This window comes from Nocardioides soli (assembly GCF_014191495.1).
Classification (GTDB): domain Bacteria; phylum Actinomycetota; class Actinomycetes; order Propionibacteriales; family Nocardioidaceae; genus Nocardioides; species Nocardioides soli.
Window position 1 is genome coordinate 586,178 of the sequence record NZ_JACHWR010000003.1, and the last position, 21,481, is coordinate 607,658.

Consider the following 21,481-nt stretch of genomic DNA (forward strand, 5'->3'; position numbering starts at 1 on the left):
GATCCGGAAGGAGAGAGCGATGAGCACCCCGGCGATCGGATCGGCCGGCGCCCTCCGCGACGCCCTCTTCGGGAACGACCTGCGTCTGCTCGGCGACCTCTTCACCGCGGAGCAGCGCGAGCGCGGCAGCGACCTGTTCACGGCGCCGCGCCCGCAGGCCGTGCTGCCCGGTGCTCCGGACGCGTCGCCGCAGGACCTCCAGCGCGTGGAGGGCGTCGCGGACCTCATGCAGGCCCTCATCCTGCGATTCCTCACCCAGGTGGGCGAGCTCGCACACCTGGGCCACCCGACCTACGGCAGCCGGCTGCACGAGCTCGTCGGGGAGCCGAACACGGAGACGACCCGGAACCGGGCCAAGCTCTTCGCGCTCCAGGCGCTCCTCGACGAGCCGCGGGTCGCGAAGGTCCGGTCGATCTCCGTCGAGACCGACCGCCGCCGTCCCACCTGGGTGGAGGTCAGGGCGGCGGTCGTCGCGATCGACGAGGTCACCGAGCTCAACCTCGTCTTCCCGGTCCCGCTCGAGGGAGGTACGCCGTGAACGTCGACACCGTGACACTCGTCCATCGCCCGTACGGCGACCTGGTCGACGACATCCTGACGTCGGTCGTCGGCGGCGTGGTCAACGAGAAGATCCTCTTCGACCTCAAGATCCTCACGTACCCGCTCGCCGAGCCGTCGTCGGGCATCCGCGGCATCACCGGGACCGCCGGGGGGCAGCCGCGCACGTTCCTGCTGCACATCGACTTCGAGTTCCGGGCGGCCACCAACGTGGTGATCTGGCTCGACGACGGCACGCTGCCCGACGACGACACGGCGTTCTACGTCGACTACTTCCGGGTCGACAGTCGCTCGCCGCTGAGCGACATCAACGTCGGCAGCGTGACGCGCACCCTCACCGAGGCGGTCGGCCGCGAGGTCGCGACCGTCTACGAACAGATCAACCTCGCCTACCTGTCGGCGTTCGTGGACACCGCGACCGGCCAGTCCCTGGACTACGTCGTCGCGATCTTCGGCATCACCCGCAAGACCGCCGAGTTCGCGGAAGGGCTCGTGACCTTCTTCCGGGCCGAGGGTCTCGACGGCAACATCACCATCGCGGCCGGCACGGGGCTGGCGACCACGACCGGCTCGGTCCTGTTCGTCACCACGCAGCCGCGGACGCTCCAGCGCGGCCAGGTGCGCATCGACGTGCCGGTGCGGGCCGACGTCGGGTTCGCGGGCGACCCCGGCCTGGTGGCCGCCGGGACCATCACGGAGATGACGCAGCCGGTCGCGGGCATCGCGCGGGTGAGCAACCTGGACCCGACGCTGCGGGCGGCGGCCGACGAGACCGACGACGAGCTGCGCGCCCGCGCCCAGGCGGTGCTCCGCGGCCTCGGCAAGGCGACCCTCGCCGCGCTCGATCGCGTGATCCGGGAGGGCAGGGGCACGCCGGTGGAGTTCTTCGACCCCAACAGTCCGCCGGCCAACCGGGCCGAGCCCGGCACGGTGACCGTGGTGGTCGACGCCGAGCCGGAGCGGCTGCCGAGCCTGGTCGACCAGGTGCACCAGACGCGTGCCGCCGGGGTGCTCGCCACGCTCGTGGCGCGCTACGTGTTCATCACGCCGCGCGTGCACGTCACCATCACCGCGGACCTCTCCGACCCGGGCCAGGAGCAGGTCCGGCGAGACGTCGTGGCGGCGCTCCAGGCGTACGTCGACGGTCTCACGCGCGGCGACCCGGCGGACGGCGCCACGATGCTCACGGCGATCAAGGCGGTGCCGGACGTGCTGGACGCGACGGCCATCGTCGACGTGGTCGTCGCGCGCGCGGACCTGACCGGGGCCGACGGCGACGACGCGCTGCTCGACGCGCTCGTGCAGGCAGCCGTGCTGACGCCGCCACCCGCGACCCCGGGGGACACCTCGGTCCTGCGAGCGGCGCTCGCGGCCGCGGTCGACGCCGCGGGCAGCCCGGCGCCCAGCGGCGCCCGGGTGCCGGACCGGTCGCTGCTGGTCTCGACCGCGGAGGGCCGGGCCGGGCAGCCGGCCTCAGACGCCGATATCGAGGCGGGCGAGTTCCGGGTGTCCGCCACCGTCGCGGGCGAGTCCTGGTGGATCGCCCTGGCGATGACGCCCGGCGACGTGGGGACGGAGGTCGGTGGTGCCGAAGGCTGACCGGATCCTCGCGAACCTGCCGCCCACCTTCCGGCTGCGGGGCGACCCGTCCGCGCTGCGCGCGCTCGTGGACGCGTACGGCGGCGAGTTGCAGGCCGCCGAGAACTCGCTGGTCTCGGTCATGCGCGCCCACTGGGTGCAGTTCGCCGACGCGGGCGAGCGCGAGATCCACGACCTCGCGCTGTTCGCCGCGCTCTACGGACTGCAACCGCGTGCGGACGAGAGCGTCGAGGAGTTCCGCGAGCACCTCCTGCGCTACGTGCGCAGCCAGCTCGACAGCACCGCCACCGTGCTCGGCGTGCTCCGGACCACCGCGGAGGCGCTCGGCCTGCACCTGGAGGAGGCGGCGCTCGACACCTGGTGGGAGCGCGAGCTGCGGGGCGAGCCGCTGCTGACGACGACCCAGTCGATCGGCGCCGACGCCGCGACCCTGGTGCTCGGCCTGCCGAAGGCCGTCCGCACCGGAGCGGCGGCGGCCCCCGGGCGGGTCCGCGGCACGGTCGACCTGAGCGACGGCGTGGACCTGAGCGGGCGCTCCTGGCTGTGGGTCGCGCTCGACGGCGGCGCGCCGCAGCGGGTCGAGCTCGCCGACGGCGTCCCGGACCCCTCGTCGGTGACCGGGCAGCAGATCCTCGGCGCGTTGGACCGCGACCTCGGCCCCGACGGCGTCGGCTCACTCGTCGACGGCCGGCTGGTGCTGACCTCGCCGACCGCGGGGCCCGGCTCCGAGGTCGCGGTCGTCGACGGCGAGAACGACGCGGCGGACCTCGTGCTCGGGCTCCGGCCGCGGACCTACCAGGGCACCGCCGCCACCCGGGCCCGGCTGACCGGCACGCCCGACCTGTCCACCGCCCTCGACCTCACCGACGCGCGCTACCTGCGCCTCGCCGTCGACGGCAGCCGCCTGGTCGAGGTGGACTGTGCCGCGCTCGCGGGCGACCCCGCCGCGGTCGACCTCGGCGAGGTCACCGACGCCGTCAACGACGCCTTCGGCGTCGCGGTCGCATCCGACGACGGACGGTTCCTCACGCTGACCTCGCCCACGCTCGGGCCCGCCGGGTCGATCGTCGTGCTCGACCCCGCCGCGCAGCCCGCGACGACGCTGCTGCTCGGGCAGGCGCCGCGCACCGCGGTCGGGCTGTCCGCGCTCAGCGCGCGGGTGGTGTCCGACCGGAGCATCGGACTGGGCGTCGACCTGGGCAGCGACTCGGTGCTGCGGCTGGCCATCGACGCGGAGCCGGCGGTGTCGGTCGACGTCGCGGGCCTGGACCCCGGCGCGACCCTGCCCCAGGAGATCGTCACGTCGGTCAACGAGGGGCTCGGCGCCACCGTCGCCTCGCACGACGGCGACCGCGTGACGCTGCGCTCCTCGACCGAGGGCGAGACCGGTCAGCTGCTCGTCGAGGAGGTCGCCGGTGACGCCGCCGAGGCGGTCATGGGCCTGCGCCCGCGGGCCGGCCGGGGCGCACCTCCCGTCACCGCCGCGCTCACCGGGAGCCTCGACCTGGCCGGCAGCGTGGACCTGTCGGCCCGGCACGTCCTCGTGCTGGCGCTCGACGGCGCCGAACCGGTCGCCATCGACCTGCGCTCGCACGCCGCCGACCCGACCCACGCCACGCTCGAGGAGGTCGCTCGCGCGATCAACGCCTCGCTCGGACGCCCCGACGACGACCCGGTCGCCTCCGACGACGGCGCGCACCTGGTACTCGTCTCGCCCACCGAGGGCGAGGGCGGCGGCCTCGCCGTGCTGCCGTACGTCGAGACGTCGCACCGTCGGTTCGTCACCCGCGCCCGCGTGACCGACGACGCCGCGGCCACGCTGCTCGGCTTCACGGCCCGCACCGCCCACGGCACCGCGGCCACGAGCGCCCGGCTGACCGGGGCGTCGGACCTGGCGAGCGGCGCCGACCTCAGCGCCCACCGGTGGCTGCGGGTGCGCATCGGGGCTGCCGAGCCGCTCGAGGTGGACGTCGCCGGGCCGCGGCCGCGCGCGACGACGCCGGAGGAGATCGCGGGCCGGGTCGACGACGCGTTCGCCGCCGAGCGGCCGGAGGTCCGGCGGCCCGTCGCGCTCTCCGACGGGCACGCCGTGACCTTCCAGGACCTGGAGGCCGGTGCGGCGTCGTCGGTCGCCATCGAGCCGTCGCGGTCCCTGGACGCGCGCGAGACCGTCCTCGGGACGGTGCCGGACCTGGTGCCCGAGGACGTGCGCGGCCGCGGCCCCGCCGGCGTGCTCCTCACCGGCACCGTCGATCTCTCCGCGGGTGTCACGCTGCCGGGCGACGCGGCACTGCGCATCGGCGTGGACGGGGCAGGTCCGGTCGACGTACCGATCGGTGAGGGCGGCGGCCCGGCGTCACACTCGCTCACCCAGGTCGCCGCTCGGGTCAACCTCGCACTCGGCGGACCCGTGGCCGGCCACGACGGCACCCATCTGCTGCTCACGTCGCCGACCACCGGCTCCGGCAGTCGGCTCGTGCTGGAGCCACCGAGCGCCGGCACCGACGTGTTCGCCGAGGTGCTCGGTGTCTCCGTGCCGCGCACCTACGCCGGGCGCGAGGCCACGGCCGCGCGGATCACCGGTGTCGTCGACCTCGCGGCCGGGGTCGACCTCCGCACCGCGCACCTGCTGTCCCTCGCCGTCGACGGGGCGCCGGCCGTCGTCGTCGACCTCACCGCCGCGGTCGCGGAGGAGGGCCGCGACGCCGTACCCGCGAACGTGATCGCCGCCGCCGTCAACGCCGGCTCGGCCGCCGAGGCCGTGACCGTGCCGATCCCGGGCGGGGTCGCGGTGCAGGTCACGTCGCCGACCGCCGGACCCGACAGCCATCTGGTCCTCGGCATCGCCCACGAGGGCGACGCCGCGGACCTGGTCCTCGGCGGCGCGCCCCGCACGACCCACGGCCTCGCGCCGGGCCCCGCCGTGATCGACGGCGACGTGGACCTGCTCGGCCCGGTGGACCTCTCGGACCGCTCCGTGCTGCGGCTCGCGATCGATGGCGGGGAGGCCGTCGACGTCGACGTCGCCGGTCCGGCGCCCGCGCAGACCATGCTCGGCGACGTCGTGGCCGCGATCGACGCGGTGCTGCCGGGCGTCGCAAGCCGAACCCCGGCGGACCGGCTCCGGCTCACCTCGCCCACGGCCGGCGTCGACAGCCGCGTCGAGGTCGTCACCATCCGCCACCTCGAGCTGCAGGAGTACCCGCCCACCACCGATCGAGCCTCGGCCGCGGTCCGCAACGGCGCGCTCGTCGCGCTGCACAACGTGGGCGCCGCGGCCGTGACGGGCCGCGTCACGCTCACGACCACCCACGGGGTCGCCGGGCCGCGGTTCGCGGACCCCGACGTCGGCTGGTCGGTGCGGATCGACGACGCGGTCAGCGCGGGGGAGCGGCTCGTCGTCGCGGCGACCGCGGCAGACGACGTCGTCGCCACCATCACCGAGCTCGGTACGCCGCGCGCGGTCGCTCCGGAGCACGTGCACGTCGCCTCCGGCGAGGTCGCACCGCTCACCGTCCGTCGCGGTCGCACCCGGTGGAGCTACACGGAGTGCCGGGCCGCCCGCTTCGACGAGGCCGTGTTCGACACCGACCACTTCGCGGGGGGACCCTGCACGGAGGAGGCGGTCCTCGACCTCAGCCGGTTCGCCCCCACCGACGTGTCCGCCGTGTTCTCGGCCGGGGGCGCGCGACCCGCGACGGCGCAGCTCGAGGTCGTCTGGGACTCCCACGCCGCCGGCTCCTTCGTCGTGAACCTGCCGCGCGAGCTCGACGTCCGCTTCGGCGAGGGGCTGGGGGAGACCCGGCTCGGCGCGGGCGACCCCGAGCACATCCCCGCCGTCGTCACGGAGCCGTCGAGCGACGACGACTTCCTGCGCGACCGCATCAACCACGAGTCACGCCTCGTCGTCGTCGCGCCGCTGACCGTGCCGCAGGTTCCGATCGGGTGGGAGCCCGTCACGCTGCCCTTCCGTCGGTCCGTCCCGTTCACGCTCGGCAACGCCGAGAGACCCGCGCGGCTCTACCTCTCCGACCCCGGGTTCGGGTCGCGCTTCCTGCTCCTGGAGGCCAAGGCGCCCGGCGCATGGGGCAACCGGATCAGCATGTCGGCGCGACTCGCCGGACCCGCGATCTACGACCTGGAGATCCACTTCACCGGCAGCAGGTTCGAGTCCGCCCGCAGCGTGGCGCTCGGACCGCCGCTGCCCACACTCGCCGACGACCTCCTCGCCCCGCGCCCGCTCGGCGTCGGGACCGGCAAGGCCGCCGGAGTCCGCGCAGCAGTCACCAGGGACCGGGTGGCCGGACCCACGACCAGTCAGGGCGGGCCCAGCCCGCACGAGGAAGGAACACCATGAGCGAGAGCACCGCGCCGTACGTCGAGCGGTCGCCCGGCGACCTGCTCACCGCCGAGGACTGGAACACGGTCCAGGTGAAGATCCAGGAGGACATCCGCGCAGCGGCCCAGGCGGCGGCGGACTCCGTCACCCACGTCGCCGCCGCCGACGACGCCACCAGGATCGAGGGCAAGGACCTCGACGCCCTCACCGACGAGATCGTCAAGCGGGTCCGCGACGACCTGCGCGGGCAGACCGGCTACCAGCAGCTGTTCAAGGTGCTGCACGCCGGCGAGGTCACCGTGATCGAGCACGACCTCGGCACGATGCCGCTCGTCGACCTCTACAAGCTGGAGTACTTCCAGGTGGTCTGCCGCGAGGACGACGAGTCGCGCCTGGCGTACGCGACCTTCTACCTGCACAACGCCGAGGAGCGCCGCCTCCGCGTGACCAACGACGCCGGCACCCGCGTGGCCGTCGACGTCCAGGAGCCGGACGGGCCCGAGCGGGGCATCCCGTTCGCCGACATGCTCACCCGCTACGACGTGCAGTACACGGACACGACCTCGCTCGACGACCTGGTCACCGAGTTCTGGCAGGCGTTCTTCGGCGATCCCAACGACCGCTTCGACGACGACCAGTACTGCTACTCGCCCTGGTTCGAGCGCTGCTGCAAGGAGCAGCAGTCGGTCCGCAAGCTCAAGCAGAACGGCGACTGGGACGACATGATCTTCCAGTTCCGCCCGCTCAAGTCGGTGAACTACCCGACGGGCGCGACGCTCGGCTCGGGCGACGACCCCACCCTCCTCCCGCGGCCGGCCAACACGTTCGTCGAGCATCTCGACAACAACCGCACCGCGGTCCGGTTCCTGGGGAAGTCCGTGCACAACGCGGCCGACGCGGGCGCAGTCGAGTACATCGGTCAGGAGGAGTTCGAGGACGAGCTCAAGCTGATGATCCTGCTCAAGGTCTGAGGAGAGGGCGGTCGGCGGAGGAGCGAGAGGGGCGTCGCGATGCGGGTTCGGGCCGAGCACGTGGGGCGAGGGTTGCCGTTCGAACGCGACCGGCGGCTGGTGCTGCGGCGCCTGCCGGTCGGCGCCGTCGTGCAGCGCGCGGTCCTGACGCTCACCCCGGTCAGCACCGACGCCGGCGGGCGGTTCCTGGAGACGCTCTCGTTCGGCGACGGCCGCGGCGACTGGGGCGCGACCAAGGTCGCGACCAGCACCGCCGTCGAGATCGACCTCCACGCCCGCCGCCGGCTGGCGTCGCTGACCGGCACCAACCTCGGCACGGCGCACCTGCTCGCCGACCTCGGCGGCGGATTCCTCGCGGTCGACTCCGAGGGCGGGTTCGGCGACAACGGCACGTTCGCCCTGGGCAACGCGGTCACCCTGCCCGGCATCTGCGTGACGGGCCTGCGCGCGCCGACTCCCACTGCGTCGGCCCCCGACGTCTCGCAGCTGCGGGTGTCCTCACCCCCGAGCAACGTGACGGTCGCGGTCGAGGGCGGGCCGGTGTTCTTCACCCACCTCGGCGACCTGATGGACCCGGTGACGACGCCGGACTTCGCCGACCTCCTCCAGGGGCTGCTCGCGGACCTGGACGTCGAGAACGGCTGCGTCGTCGTACCCTTCGTGTTGCACTCCGACACCATCGCCCGCCTCGACCTGGTGCTCGAGATCGACTACGCGATCGAGGCCGGCGGCCTGCCCGACGGGGTCGCCTCCGCGCAGGCGCAGTACGCGTTCGGCGGGGCGCCCGTGGCCGGGCAGGGCGCACTGTCGGTGACGGCGCCGCCGGGGCTGGTCGCGGTCGCGGGCGGGACGACGGGTCGGGTGCAGGGTGCCTTCGCCGAGACCCGCGTGGTGTTCGGCCCGGTGACCGGGGAGCTGCCGCCCGAGCTGGTGTCGGTGGGCCCGGGGCAGTCCCTGGCGCAGCAGATCGTGCTGCCCGGCGCCCGGGTCGCGTCGTCGGTCGACCTGCTGCTCACCGCGGTGACCGCCGAGGCCGCGCTCGCGATCGACATCGTCGACGACCTCGACGGCAAGCCGGGTCGGACGTCGCTGCTGAGCCGGCCGGCCGACCTCCGCCTCACCCGCGACGACGCCGGATCGCCTACGTGGCTGAGTGTCCCGCTGCCCGCGGAGACCGAGCTGGCGGCCGGGACGACGCGCTGGGTCGTGGTGCAGGCGCGGACCGGCTCGGCGGCCTGGAGTGCGGGGCCCGACGACGGCGACGCGGTGGCGCCGGGGCTCCAGACGACCCGTGACGGTGGGCTGTCCTGGCGACGCGCGGAGGGCAGGTCGGTCACCGCGCCGTTGCGTGCGCCGTTGCGGCTGCGGCACACCACGCCGGGCTTCGAGATGCCGCTCGAGCTGCGGGTCGGGGCCGGCGGAGCCGAGGTCGCGGTCGACCTGCAGCGGTTCGCCGCATCCGGGACCGTCGACTTCGGGCTCGACTTCCCCGAGGTGGCCGAGGCGTTCAACGCCGCGCTGGCCGCGGCGGGCGCCCGCCCGGACGGTGGCGGCGAGCGGGTCGCCAACGGCGACTTCGTGACGTGGTACCGCGTCGGCAGCGACGTTGCTCGGAGCAGCGAGCTCCGCCTTCCGGAGGCGACGGGCCTCCGGTTCGGGCTCGCGGTCTTCGGCCGCGACAGCGGACTGGTCCACACCGTGGTGCAGGGGGACGGCGACGCGAGCTACGTGGGGTTCGACGTCTTCTCCGGGGCGCCGACGCTGCAGCAGAGGATCGGCGACGGGACGCCCGTCGCGCTGGCCATGGACGCCCCCGGCCGGACGGCGCTGGTCTCGATGGTCGACTTCTCCGATGCCGTCATCGGTCGCCTCAGCTCGGACAGCGTGGTCCTCGCGGCCGCCGGGGCCGACGGCCTGACGATCCGCGGCGGGCTGCTGCTGGTCGACACGGCGACCGGGCGGCCCGCCGGGGGCCGGGTCGCGACCTCGGAGCCGGTGATCGGCCTGGCGGCCGCCCCCGACGGGCAGGGCGTCTACGTCGTCGGCTGGGACGTCGTCGCCGACGAGATCAGGTCCGTGGTCCGGCACGTCGGCTGGTCCGACCTGCGAGCCGCCGCGGCGGGCGCCGAACTGGCGTGGTCGACCCTGCCGCGCACGGTCGTGAGCGGGCAGCTGCGTCACGTCACCGTCGCGCCGGACGGTCGGCTCGTGCTGCTGGTCGCGGGTCCGGACGGGGACGTCGCGGCCGGCGGCTCCGCCGGCGAGGTGCTCGCCTACGCGGACCGGGCCGCGGTCGCGGCCGGCGACGCCGTACGGGTACCCGCGCCCGCCGATGCCGTGCAGGTCGCGGCGACCCCGGACGGCGCGAAGCTGCTCGTGCTGACGCGCGCGGGCGTGACGTACCTGCGATCGGCGGATCTGGCGACGCTCGACGACGTCGCGTTCCTCGACGAGGTAGGCGGCGCGGGGCAGGCGCTCGGCATCGCGCCCACGGGCGATGTCGCCGTGGTCGTGCGCCGGAAGGCCGTGAACGTCCTCGACGTGCCGAACCGGCGGTGGCTGACCGACCCCGGGTTCTCGGTGCCGGTCGGCAGGGCCGGCGGGCAGGTCGTCGTCAACGCCGCGGGGACGCACGCCGCGGTCGTCGGCATGGGCATGTCGGACGGCACCCTGGTGACCATCGGAGCCGCCCTGCCCGCCGACTGGGAGGTCACCGCCGGGGCGGTCCGGCCGGTGAGCCTGCCGGCGACCGGCGAGGTGCTGGCGCTGCTCGGCGACCCGCGCGGGATCTCCGGTCGGGTGGCGACCCAGGCCGCGGCGATCTCCCAGGTGGTCCCGGTGACCGGCGCCGTGCGCTACCGAATCTCCTTCGACGGGCTGTCGCTGGTCGAGGGCGGCGTCGCGCAGGTGCGCTGGCTCGGTGACCGCTGCCGGCCCGGCCGGGTCGACCGGGTGCCGGTGACGTCGTTCGACGTCGAGTCCGGAGGGTCGGTCGAGCGGATCCCGCACCACGAGGCGGTGCTGACCTCGCCGGCCGACGCCACGCAGGCCGAGGTGCGGTTCCGCGTGCCCGAGGCGGCGATGGCGATCGACAAGGTCTCCCTGCTCCCGTCGCTGGACGTCGCCTCCGGCGCGTGGACGCCGGACGACCCGGCCACGACGGTGACGGCTGCGGGCGCCGGCACCGTCGTCTCCAACGGCGGCGCGGCCACCTCGACGGTCTCGCAGGTCGCGGCGGTGCGGGCGGGCGACCTGTTCGAGCTGACGGTGGAGGCGACCACCAGCGGCGAGCCGGGGGCGGCGGTCGAGCTCGGCTTCGCGGATGACGCCGGCGCGGTCGTCGGCGACGTACCGAGCGTGCCGCTCGACCCACTCGACTTCGACGACCGCGCCGCGAGCGGCACCGTCCCGGACGGCGCCGTCGAGGCGACGCTGCGGCTCGTGCTGCCGCCGGGCGCCGTCGTCGAGCTGCGCACGCTGTCCTTGTCGGTGGGCGCCGCCGCGGAGGTGGAGCTCTACTTCGCCTCGCAGGCTCCGGGCGAGCTGCGCGTGTCCGACGTGGGCGTCAGGTTCGAGGCGGACGAGCCGCAGCCGCTGCCCGTGCCGCCGGGTGGGCTCTGCCCCGCGACGCCGACGGGGGAGGGCCCCGACGGCGAGGCCTGCCACTGCCAGGCCTGCGGTACCACCGGCCCGGTCCGGCAGGCCGCGGCCGCAGTCACGCCCGCCGGGCGCCCGGTCGTCGTGACGCCGTGTCCGACGTGCGGCACCGACCGGGTCCGGCTCGGCGGCAAGGTCGTCCGTGGGGCTCAGCGCCCCCTGTTGCGCCAGTTCGAGGTCCACGACCGCCAGGTCGCGCTCCGAGTCGGCGAGGAGCGCCGTCCGGCCGTCGAGAGCCGGGTGCGCGTCGACGAGCCGCTCGAGGCCGTCGACGGGATCGCCGAGTCCCGCGCGACCCTGCTGCGCGCGCACGGCGTCCGCGATCTCGTCGCGCTGAGCCGGGCCGACGCCGCCGCGCTCGCGGACCTGCCCGGGGTGTCGCGCGGGATGGCCGAGAGCTTCATCGCCCAGGCCCGGATGCTCGTCCGCGAGCGCGGCGTCCGCGTCGTCTTCGACTGAGGTCCGGCGCGTCGGATGTCGGTGGTTTCGAGGCTCAGGCGCCAGGGCGCCTTCGCACCTCAACCACCGTGGCCGGTGGTTGAGGTGTGAGGAGCGCCGGCGACGAGCCTCGAAACCACCTCGACGAGACGCGCCAGGGCGCCTTCGCACCTCAGCCACCGTGGCCGGTGGTTGAGGTGTGAGGAGGGCCGGCGACGAGCCTCGAAACCACCTCGAAGACCGGGGCCGACCTCAGGTCGACAGCGTCCCGGGAGGCGGGCGCGAAAAGGCGCATGAGAACTCGCGTGGAGCCCTTCCATTTGCGGCGCGCGAGTGCCTATGATCCAGCACACATGTTCGTTCAGCGTACAGGCGTTTCGCACAGTAAAACAAGGAGTCCCATGAGTTTCATCGAGATCGAGTTCACCGGCCAGCAGAAGACCTTCCGGGCCGAACTGCTCGATCAGACCGCCCCGAAGACCTGCGAGGCGCTGCGATCGATGCTCGCGGAGCCGGTGGTCGGCGCGAGCTACCACTCGATCTACTCCGGCCAGGAGTTCTACGTGTACTGCCCGCCGGTCGACCTGCCGCTGGAGAACCACGTGGTGTGGCCCAAGCCCGGCCAGATCGTCTACTACTACTTCCCCGAGAACATGTACGCCGGCATGCACGTCCACAAGGACCGCATCCAGGGGGACGGCGCGGAGATCGCGCTCTGGTACGGACACGGCGACCTGCGCGTGGTCAGCGAGACCGGGATCCGGGGCAACCTGTTCGCCGAGATCGTCCCCGAGCAGCTCGACGACTTCTACGCCGCCGGCGACCACGTGCTGGCGCACGGCCGCGAGGACATCATCATCCGGTTGGCGGACTGAGACCATGCCGCGCTACGAGGTCGAGGGCGTCCAGAAGGCGGTCGGGCTGCTGCGCGCGCTCGCCAAGTCGGACCAACCGCTCGGCGCCTCCGACCTCGGCCGGCAGGTCGGCCTCGGCCGGTCGACGGTCTTCCGGCTGCTCTACACCCTGCAGCTGGAGGGCATGGTCCGCCAGGACGAGAGCACCAAGAAGTACCGCCTCGGCCCGGACCTCGCCGCCCTCGGACGCGCGGCCAGCGACGACTTCGACCTGCGGCGCGAGGCGCGTCCCGCCATGGAGCGCCTCGCCGCCGCGGTGAACCTGCCGGTCTTCCTCAACGTGCCAGGTGCCTCGGAGGTCATCTGCATCGAGCACGTGGCCAGCCTGAGCACGGTCGAGCTGTACGGCCGCGCGGGCTCGACCCTGCCCTACCACGCCTGCCCCTCCGGCTACGTGCTGCTGGCCTTCGGTCCGTCCGAGCGGCTGGAGCAGGTGCTGGAGGGGCCGATGCCCCGCTACGCGTCCCGGACGCCGGACGCCGACACGTTGCGACAGCGCGTGCTCGACGTCCGGCAGGCCGGGATCGCCCACGCGAGCGACGACCTCGACGAAGGGGTCTCCTCGCTCGCCGTCCCCGTCCTCGACATCCACGGAAACACGATCGCCTCGCTCGGCCTCGCGGGATTCTCCGTCAACTTCGACGCCCGCGTCGACGAGCTCTCCCGCGGTCTGCGCACTGCCGCATCCCAGGTCTCGGAGCACAACCATCTCGCCGTCCCCGGCCTCGCCCGGCCGACCAACCCCGGAGATCCGACATGATCACGAACCACCGCCGCCTGACCGGCGCCCTCCTCGCCGCCGGCCTGCTCGCCACCGCCGTCGGCTGCGGGTCCTCCGACTCCACGGAGTCCGAGCCCGACCAGAGCGCCATCGTCAAGGAGCTGCGTGACCAGCTGCCCGAGGCGGTGACGAAGTCCGACACCCTCAAGGTCGCCACCTCCATCTACCCGCCCGTCGACTTCTACGAGAGCGACGGCAAGACCCTGACCGGCTTCGACTACGAGCTGATGGAGGAGATCGCGAGCCGCCTCGGCGTCACCATCGAGTGGAACGTGATCGACTTCGCGAACATCATCCCCGGCATCCAGTCCGGGCAGTACGACTTCGCCACCGACCTCAACGACACCGCCGAGCGCGAGGAGGTCGTCGACTTCGTCACGGAGTTCCGCGACGGCACGTCGATCCTCGTGCCCGAGGGCAACCCGGACGGGATCACCGACCTCGACAGCCTGTGCGGCAAGACGGTGGTCGTCACCAAGGGCAGCACCCAGGTGGCCCTGGTCGCGGAGCAGAACAAGACGTGCTCGACGCCGATCAAGCCGATGCAGCTGCCCGACGACCCCGACGCGATGCTGGCGATGCGCAACGGCCGAGCCGACGCCTACCTGGTGAACACGCTGGCCGGCTCGTACGCCGTGAACACCGCCGGGCAGCAGGGCTTCGAGATCCTCGAGGGCGTCTACGACGAGGTGTTCGCCGGCCTGGTGTTCCCGAAGAAGTCGACGGAGCTGCGCGACGCGATCCTGAGTGCCATGCAGGCACTGATCGACGACGGGACGTACGCCGAGGTGATGAAGGACTACGGCCTGGAGAACAACATGATCGACAAGAGCATGGTCAATGCGGTCGGCAACGGGTGAGGCGGCGGTCGTGACCGCGCCCGCGACCCAGCCGGCGGAGGAGGTCGAGGCGATCCGGGCGGTGCCGGTACGGCACCCGGGCCGGACCGTCGCCGGCGTCGTCCTGCTGCTGCTGATCGTCTGGGTGGCGATCACCGTCGCCGGCAACGAGCAGTTCGACTTCGGCGCGATCCCGGAGTACCTCTTCGACCCGGTCGTGCTCAGCGGCGTCCGGCTGACGATCGTGCTGACCGTCGTCTCCATGGTGCTCGGACTCGTGGTCGGCGTGATCGCCGCGATCGGCCGGCTGTCGGAGAACCCGGTGCTGCGGTGGGTCGCCGGCGCCTACATCTGGCTGTTCCGCGGTACGCCGGTGCTGGTCCAGCTGGTCTTCTGGTTCAACATCGGGATCGTCTTCCCGACGGTGGGCATCTCGGTGCCCTTCACCGACATCTCCCTGGTGTCGGTGGAGTCCAACAGTGTGGTCACCCCGGTCAACGCCGCGATCCTCGGCCTCGGTCTCAACTCGGGCGCCTACATCGCCGAGATCGTCCGAGGCGGCATCACCTCGGTCGGGCGGGGCCAGGTCGAGGCGGCTGCGGCGCTCGGCCTGGACCCGCGCCGGACGATGCGCCGGATCGTGCTGCCGCAGGCGATCCCGGTGGCCGTGCCGCCGCTGGGCAACGAGTTCGTGAGCATGCTGAAGTACTCCGCGCTGGCGAGCGTGATCGCCGTCCAGGAGCTGCTCGGGTCGGTGGAGACCATCTACTCGGTGAACCTGCGGACGCTGGAGCTCCTCGTCGTCGCCAGCATCTGGTACCTCGCGCTGACGACGCTCTTCTCCGGCCTGCAGTCGCTCCTCGAGCGGCGGCTCAGCCGGGGCCGCACCGGCATCGTCACCGTGCGGTCGAGTCGGTTCTCCCTGTCGAGGCTCTGGAGGTGGAGCGCATGAGCACCCCCGCCGTCCTCGCCCGTCAGGTGCACAAGAACTTCGGCCCGAACCACGTGCTGCGCGGGATCGACCTGGAGGTCGCACCCGGCCAGGTGCAGGTGATCGTCGGCCCGTCGGGCAGCGGCAAGTCGACGTTCCTGCGCTGCATCAACCATCTCGAGCGGATCGACGCCGGCCGCCTGTACGTCGACGGCGAGCTGGTCGGCTACCGGGAGGTGCACGGCAAGCTGCACGAGCTCCGGCCGCAGGAGGTGGCCCGGCAGCGGGTCCGCACCGGCATGGTCTTCCAGCACTTCAACCTGTTCAGCCACATGACGGTGACGCAGAACATCATCGAGGCGCCCCGGCACGTGCGCGGGCTCTCGAAGTCGGACGCCGTCACGCTGGCCCACGACCTGCTCGCCCAGGTGGGCCTGGCCGACAAGGCCGACGCCTACCCGGCCGAGCTCTCCGGCGGCCAGCAGCAGCGGGTCGCGATCGCCCGGGCCCTGGCCATGGAGCCGAAGCTGATGCTCTTCGACGAGCCGACGAGTGCGCTCGACCCCGAGCTGGTCGGCGACGTGCTCGCCGTGATGCGCTCGCTCGCCGAGGGCGGCATGACCATGGTCGTCGTCACCCACGAGATGGGCTTCGCCCGCGACGTGGGGGACGCGCTGGTGGTGATGGCCGACGGACGCGTGGTCGAGCAGGGCCCGCCGCGCGAGGTCCTGGCCAACCCGTCCACCGAGCGCGCCGCCAAGTTCCTCGCCCGGGTCAACTGACCCCAGCTCGCCCGACCCCTTCCCGCGACGTCGCACGACCTGCGGCCTCGCACGATCACTCGCACGACTTCGCATGACTTTCGTATGACAAGGAGCAACACCATGAGCACGGCCAACCCGCGCGCCGACCTGGACTCGAACCTCGGCCTGAACACCCTCTCCATCCACGCGGGGGAGGCGACCGACCCGAGCACGAACGCGCTCAACACGCCGCTGTACCAGACCGCCACCTTCGCCTTCGAGAGCGCGGTGGCGAAGGAGGACGCCGTCGACCGGGCCCTGGAGTGGGAGCCCGGCGTGTTCTTCTACAGCCGCACCGGCAACCCGACGACGTACGCCCTGGAGCAGAAGCTCGCGGCCCTCGAAGGGGCCGAGGACGCGGCGGTCGGTGCGTCGGGCATGGCCGCCTGCGCCACCGCCCTGATGGCGGTGCTGGACGCCGGGGACCACTGCATCGCCTCCGAGGACCTCTTCGTGATCACCCGGGTGCTGCTCGACGAGGCCCTGTCCTCCAAGGGCATCGAGGTGACGCACGTGGACGTGACCGACCTCGACGCGGTCGCGGCGGCGGTGCGCCCGAACACGAAGGCGCTCTTCATCGAGTCCCTGTCGAACCCGCACATGGACGTCGCGGACCTGCCGGCGCTGGCCGCCCTCGCCCGGGAGCACAACCTCACCTACATCGTCGACAACACGTTCCTCTCGCCGAGCCTGCTGCGGCCGCTGGAGCACGGCGCCGACCTGGTCGTGCACTCGGCGACCAAGTGGCTCGGCGGCCACGGCGACGCGGTGGCGGGCGTGGTCGCGGGGCGCAAGGAGCTGATCGACCGGGTCCGGTTCAACATGGACGCCTTCGGTGCGGCCGTCAGCCCGTTCAACTCCTGGCTGATCCTGCGCGGGATGCGCACGCTCGGGCTGCGGATGAAGGCCAGCAGCGCCAACGCGCTCGCTGTGGCGGAGTTCCTCCAGTCGCGGCCGGAGGTCGCGATGGTCAGCTACCCGGGGCTCCCGACGCACCCGCACCACGAGCTGGCCGCCAAGCTGCTGCCCGACGGCTTCGGCGGCATGATGGCGATCCGGCTGCACGGCGACGCGGAGACCATGGGCAAGTTCGCAGCCGCGCTGAAGCTCTCGGCGATCGCGGTGAGCCTCGGCGACGTGCACACGCTGGTCTACCCGATGCCCAAGCGCGACAACCTGATCCGGCTCTCGATCGGCTGCGAGGACACCGACGACCTGGTGGCCGACTACGCGCAGGCACTGGACGCCTGCTGACCGATGACTGCCTACCAGGTGCCGATTCCCATGTCCGGGGCTGACGTCGGGGTGCTGCGCGAGATCGCCCAGCGGGTCCTCTGGCTGTCCACGTCGATCGTGGACTCCGCGAACAACGGCCGCCGGGACCCCTCGGGGCTGAAGGTCGGGGGACACCAGGCGTCCTCGGCCTCGATGGTCGACATCATGGTCGCGCTGTGGTTCCACGAGCTCGACGAGACCGACCGGATCTCGGTCAAGCCGCACGCCTCCCCGGTGCTGCACGCGATCAACTACCTGATCGGGCAGCTGCCCGCGTCGTACCTGACCACGCTGCGGGCTAAGGGTGGGCTGCAGAGCTACCCCAGCCGGCTGAAGGACCCCGACCCGGTGGACTTCTCCACCGGGTCGGTGGGGATCGGGGCGACCGCCCCGATCTGGGCGGCGATCGCCCACCGCTACGTGCGCGCGCACTTCCCGGACACCCCGCGGGCGGGCCGGTTCATCAGCCTGCTCGGTGACGCCGAGCTCGACGAGGGCGCCGTGTGGGAGGCGATCGCCGACCCGCAGGTCGGCCAGCTCGGCGAGCTCCTCTGGATCGTCGACCTCAACCGCCAGTCGCTCGACCGGGTCGTCCCGGACATCCAGGCGGGCCGGCTCAAGGGCATGTTCGAGGCCGCCGGCTGGCAGACGATGACGCTCAAGTGGGGCCGGGCCATCTCGGCGGTCTTCGAGCGCCCCGGTGGCACCGAGCTGAAGCAGCGCCTGGAGTCGATGTCGAACGAGGAGTACCAGCGGTTGCTGCGGCTCCCGGACGGCGAGCTGCCGGACCGGCTCGCCGGTGCGCAGCCGTCACCGCAGCTGCGCGCGCTGGTCGACTCGATCGCGCCGGCCGAGCTGGCGGAGACGATCCGCGACCTCGGCGGCCACGACCTCGGGCTGCTGCTCGACGCGTTCGGCCAGGTCGCCACGGACCGCCCGACGGTCATCTTCGCCTACACCGTGAAGGGTCGTCGGCTGCCGACCGAGGGCCACCCGGCCAACCACTCGGCGCTGCTGACGGGGGAGCAGATGGTCGCGCTCGCCGAGACCTGCGGCGCCGACCGGGACGACCCGTGGGCGGCGTTCCCGGCGGACTCGGCGGCCGACCTGCTCTGTCGCGAGCGCAGTGAGCGGCTGCGGCGCCCGAACCCGGGCGAGCCCGCGGCCCTCACCGTGCCCACCTCGCTGGGGCATCCCTTCCGCAAGCCCGTCTCGACGCAGGCGGCGCTGGGACGGATCCTGGCCGACCTGAGCCGGGACGCTCCCGATGTCGCGGACCTCGTGGTGACCTGTAGCCCGGACGTCGCGTCGTCGACCAACCTGGGTGGCTGGATCAACAAGCGCAGCGTGTGGGCGCCGTACGACCGGTGGGACTGGTTCTCCGACGATGCCGAGCGCCTGCTCCGCTGGTCGGAGGTCGACTCGGGCCAGCACATCGAGCTGGGCATCGCCGAGGTGAACCTGGTCGGCCTGGCCGCGGAGCTCGGCACCACCTGGAGTCGGTGGGGCAAGCGGCTGATCCCGATCGCGACGCTCTACGACCCGTTCGTGGCGCGCGCGCTGGAGCCCTGGTCGTACGGCATCTACGCCGGCGGGCAGTCGATCCTGGTCGGCACGCCGTCCGGGGTGACGCTCGCGCCCGAGGGCGGCGCCCACCAGTCGATCACCACCCCGTCGATCGGGCTGGAGCAGCCGGGCTGCGTCGCCTGGGAGCCGGCCTTCGCGCAGGACCTGGAGTGGTGTCTGCTGCACGCGATGTCCCAGGTCGGCCGACCCGACGGCACCTCGGCGTACCTCCGCCTCTCGACCCGCTCGATCGACCAGGAGCAGGCCCGGCTGCCGGAGGAGCCGGCGCTGCGCGAGCGCCGGCGGCGGCAGGTGGTGGCGGGCGGCTACCGGATCGCGGGCGACCCCAGTGCCGACCAGGTGACGCTCGTCGGAGTCGGCGCGATCATGCCGGAGGTGATCGAGGCCGCCGGGATCCTGACCGACCTCGGCCACGACGTGGGCGCGATCTGCCTGACCAGCCCGGACCTGGTCTTCCGGGCCTTCCAGCAGGGTCCGGCGACCGGCATCGCGGGGGAGCTGTTCCCGCCGGCCCATCCGGCGCCCCTGGTGACGGTGCTCGACGGGCACCCGCACACGCTGTCGTTCCTGGCGGGCCTGCGCGGGGACCGGATCCGGTCCCTGGGCGTGGTCGACTTCGGTCAGTCGTCGTCGCTGGCCGACGCCTACGACCTGCACGGGATCGGCATCAACGCCATCGTGGACGCGGCCCTCACTCTGCTGGAGTCGTGACCTCCGACCGCTGGCGGCGTCGGGTGGCCTCCCACACCGACGTCGCCAGCCGGGTCACGGTCGGGTCCTCGGAGACGATCCGGCCCACGAGCGCCGCGCCCACCATGACCGCGGCGAAGCCGATCAGCCACGTCGACACGGCCAGGATCACGCCGAGCGTGCCGAACTGGTCGGCGTTGGCCTGGACGTACGGCGGCATCACCAGCGACGAGCCGCGGTTGTAGAGCACGCCGAGGTAGCCGGTCAGCAGCGCCCCGATGGCCAGGGAGCGCCAGGGGACCCGCCCGAACAGCAGCACCCAGCTGGTGGCCCACCAGATCAGCGACAGGGCCAGCCCCTGGAGCGCCAGCGCCAGTCCGTCGCCGACCAGGCCACCGATGCCGTCGAAGGCCCGGCGCAGCGCCCCGGCGATCTGCAGGGTCATCATCCAGCCGAGCAGCCACAGCAGGCAGCGCCGGGCGCCGGACATCCCGCCGACGTGCGGCTGCTCCCAGATCCGCTCGTACATCCGCTGGATCGCCCGGGCGAAGCTGGTCGCCGAGAAGATCGTGATGACCAGGCCGAGGAGGCCGGTCTGGGTGCGGACCTCGTCGGCGCTGACCTGGCCCTCGATCAGCTGCGTCCCGTCGTGCCCCACGCCGGCGGCGTCCGAGAAGGACCGGACGGCGTCGCCGGTGATGTGCGGCAGGAACGCCGAGAGCACGACGAGCATGGGGATCAGCGCCAGCAGCCCCTGGGCGGCGATCAGCATGCACCGGTCGATGAACTCGATCCGGATGAACTCGTTCACCAACCGGCCCAGGATCGGGATCCGGTCCACCAGGGCCTTCGCCTGGTCGCGTCGGGTGCGGAACGTCGTGGTCGCCCGGACGCGCAGCGCGGCGAGGTCCACGGGGTGCTCACCTCTCCCTCGGTGCGCCGTGGTGTCGGCAGGATGGCCCCATCGTGGGTGGAACCGGACCCACGGCGATCACCCGGAGCGGGTGAACCGGGGTCGCTCGGTGTGCTCGCGGGCGGTCGGGGCGGGTCGGCGTTTCATCAAGGGATGAAGGTGGGGCCGCGGCTCCCTGGCTGAGCTCACCCGGGGAGGCGTGGATCGGCCTTCTTCCCTTGATGAAACGGTTGCCACCTCACCGCCGGGCCGGGGAGTTTCCGGGTGGCGGTGGGTAGGCAACGTTTCGGGTGCTCGGAATGGTTGCTACGGCACCGCTGGGCCGGTGGGTTCCCGGGTGGCGGTGGGCAGGCAACCTTTCTGGTGCTCGGAACGGTTGCTGGCTCACCGCCGCACCGGCCCGCCCACAGCCAGCGACAGCACCCGGCCCCCCGGGACCACCAAGGAGCCGGGGCTACTTCGGCTCCTTCGACACCAGGTGGCCGAAGGCGACCAGCCGGTCGTCGGTGTGGAACAGCTCGGCGCAGGTCACCAGCGTGATCAGCCTGGTCGAGCCGATCCGCTCGGACATCGGCCGATCGGTCCCGGGCTCGACCGGGTCGGACGTCGTCACCCAGCCCGCGTTGAAGTCGACGGTGAGGGCGTCGCCGTCGGTGTCCAGCACGTAGGTGTACGTCGTGTCCGCGGTCTCGACGACGATCTCGTCGCCCGCGTCGAGCTCGGGGAGGCGCCGCAGCGGCTCGCCGTGGGTGATCCGGTGCCCGGCGAGCGTGAAGTTGCCCTTGCCGCCCGGCGGGGCGGCGTCGTCGAAGATGCCGAAGCCGCGCGCGAGCGTGGCGTCGTCGGTGCCGCGGTGCGCGGGGACGACGTACTCCTCGCCGAGCCTCGGGATCCGGACCAGTGCGACGACCCCGTCGGCGAGGGCGCGCTGGTCCGCGGATCGGCCGCCGCCCTCCCACACGTCGCGGGTGGCCTCGACGATCTTGTGCTGCTCGCGTTTGGACACCCAGGTGGTGCCGTAGAGCTGCCACCCGACGTAGCCGAGCAGGGCCACGCCCGCGACGATGAGGAGGACGCCCGATCCCACGAGGAGTCGTCTGCGCTTGCGCTGGCCGGCCACGGCACCAGTCTCCGTCACGCCGGTGCGCAGCCGGGCGAGCGGGGTGGCTACGGCGTGACGATCGCG

General features: G+C 73.0%; 14 protein-coding genes. 12 read left to right on the top strand and 2 right to left on the bottom strand.

The features are described from left to right. Positions 1-19: 19 nt before the first annotated feature. The 12 genes from FHU40_RS21630 to FHU40_RS21685 all read left to right on the top strand — a co-directional run bounded on the left by FHU40_RS21630 (position 20) and on the right by FHU40_RS21685 (position 19,403). Entirely contained in the window at positions 20-538 is a 519-nt protein-coding gene (locus tag FHU40_RS21630; protein ID WP_183594420.1) for a GPW/gp25 family protein, read from the top strand. Further along, positions 535-2,157 carry a baseplate J/gp47 family protein gene (locus tag FHU40_RS21635; RefSeq protein ID WP_183594422.1) on the top strand — a complete coding sequence of 541 codons (1,623 nt, stop codon included), beginning with the start codon at positions 535-537 and terminating at the stop codon, positions 2,155-2,157. The genes FHU40_RS21630 and FHU40_RS21635 overlap by 4 nt, the downstream gene beginning before the upstream one ends. Beyond that, on the top strand, positions 2,144-6,514 hold the full coding sequence (locus FHU40_RS21640; RefSeq protein WP_183594424.1) for a hypothetical protein: 4,371 nt from the start codon (positions 2,144-2,146) through the stop codon (positions 6,512-6,514). Before FHU40_RS21635 ends, FHU40_RS21640 begins: the two co-directional genes overlap by 14 nt. Continuing rightward, complete coding sequence (locus tag FHU40_RS21645) at positions 6,511-7,467, top strand: hypothetical protein (RefSeq protein ID WP_183594425.1); 957 nt, start codon at positions 6,511-6,513, stop codon at positions 7,465-7,467. The genes FHU40_RS21640 and FHU40_RS21645 overlap by 4 nt, the downstream gene beginning before the upstream one ends. 72 nt (positions 7,468-7,539) lie before the next feature. Continuing rightward, positions 7,540-11,583 (top strand): helix-hairpin-helix domain-containing protein, encoded by a 4,044-nt coding sequence (locus FHU40_RS21650; protein WP_183594427.1) that lies wholly within the window; start codon positions 7,540-7,542, stop codon positions 11,581-11,583. A gap of 380 nt (positions 11,584-11,963) precedes the next feature. Continuing rightward, positions 11,964-12,437: a DUF3830 family protein gene (locus FHU40_RS21655; RefSeq protein WP_183594429.1), complete on the top strand. Its 474-nt coding sequence runs from the start codon at positions 11,964-11,966 to the stop codon at positions 12,435-12,437. A gap of 4 nt (positions 12,438-12,441) precedes the next feature. Then, positions 12,442-13,236 carry an IclR family transcriptional regulator gene (locus FHU40_RS21660; protein ID WP_183594431.1) on the top strand — a complete coding sequence of 265 codons (795 nt, stop codon included), beginning with the start codon at positions 12,442-12,444 and terminating at the stop codon, positions 13,234-13,236. Then, positions 13,233-14,117, top strand: coding sequence for an ABC transporter substrate-binding protein (locus tag FHU40_RS21665; protein ID WP_183594432.1), 885 nt, complete (start codon positions 13,233-13,235; stop codon positions 14,115-14,117). Before FHU40_RS21660 ends, FHU40_RS21665 begins: the two co-directional genes overlap by 4 nt. Before the next feature lie 10 nt (positions 14,118-14,127). Beyond that, complete coding sequence (locus FHU40_RS21670; protein ID WP_215524289.1) at positions 14,128-15,048, top strand: amino acid ABC transporter permease; 921 nt, start codon at positions 14,128-14,130, stop codon at positions 15,046-15,048. Next, positions 15,045-15,809, top strand: a complete 765-nt coding sequence (locus tag FHU40_RS21675; RefSeq protein WP_183594436.1) for an amino acid ABC transporter ATP-binding protein — start codon at positions 15,045-15,047, stop codon at positions 15,807-15,809. The genes FHU40_RS21670 and FHU40_RS21675 overlap by 4 nt, the downstream gene beginning before the upstream one ends. Positions 15,810-15,911: 102 nt before the next feature. Then, positions 15,912-17,084 (top strand): trans-sulfuration enzyme family protein, encoded by a 1,173-nt coding sequence (locus FHU40_RS21680; protein WP_183594437.1) that lies wholly within the window; start codon positions 15,912-15,914, stop codon positions 17,082-17,084. Positions 17,085-17,114: 30 nt separating this feature from the next. Further along, on the top strand, positions 17,115-19,403 hold the full coding sequence (locus FHU40_RS21685) for a pyruvate dehydrogenase (RefSeq protein WP_246391249.1): 2,289 nt from the start codon (positions 17,115-17,117) through the stop codon (positions 19,401-19,403). On the opposite strand, the gene FHU40_RS21690 is transcribed toward FHU40_RS21685, so the two are convergent. Continuing rightward, positions 19,384-20,295, bottom strand: a complete 912-nt coding sequence (locus FHU40_RS21690) for a YhjD/YihY/BrkB family envelope integrity protein (protein ID WP_183594439.1) — start codon at positions 20,293-20,295, stop codon at positions 19,384-19,386. The genes FHU40_RS21685 and FHU40_RS21690 overlap by 20 nt on opposite strands. Before the next feature lie 454 nt (positions 20,296-20,749). Then, positions 20,750-21,415: a class E sortase gene (locus FHU40_RS21695; RefSeq protein WP_221200217.1), complete on the bottom strand. Its 666-nt coding sequence runs from the start codon at positions 21,413-21,415 to the stop codon at positions 20,750-20,752. Positions 21,416-21,481: the final 66 nt, after the last annotated feature.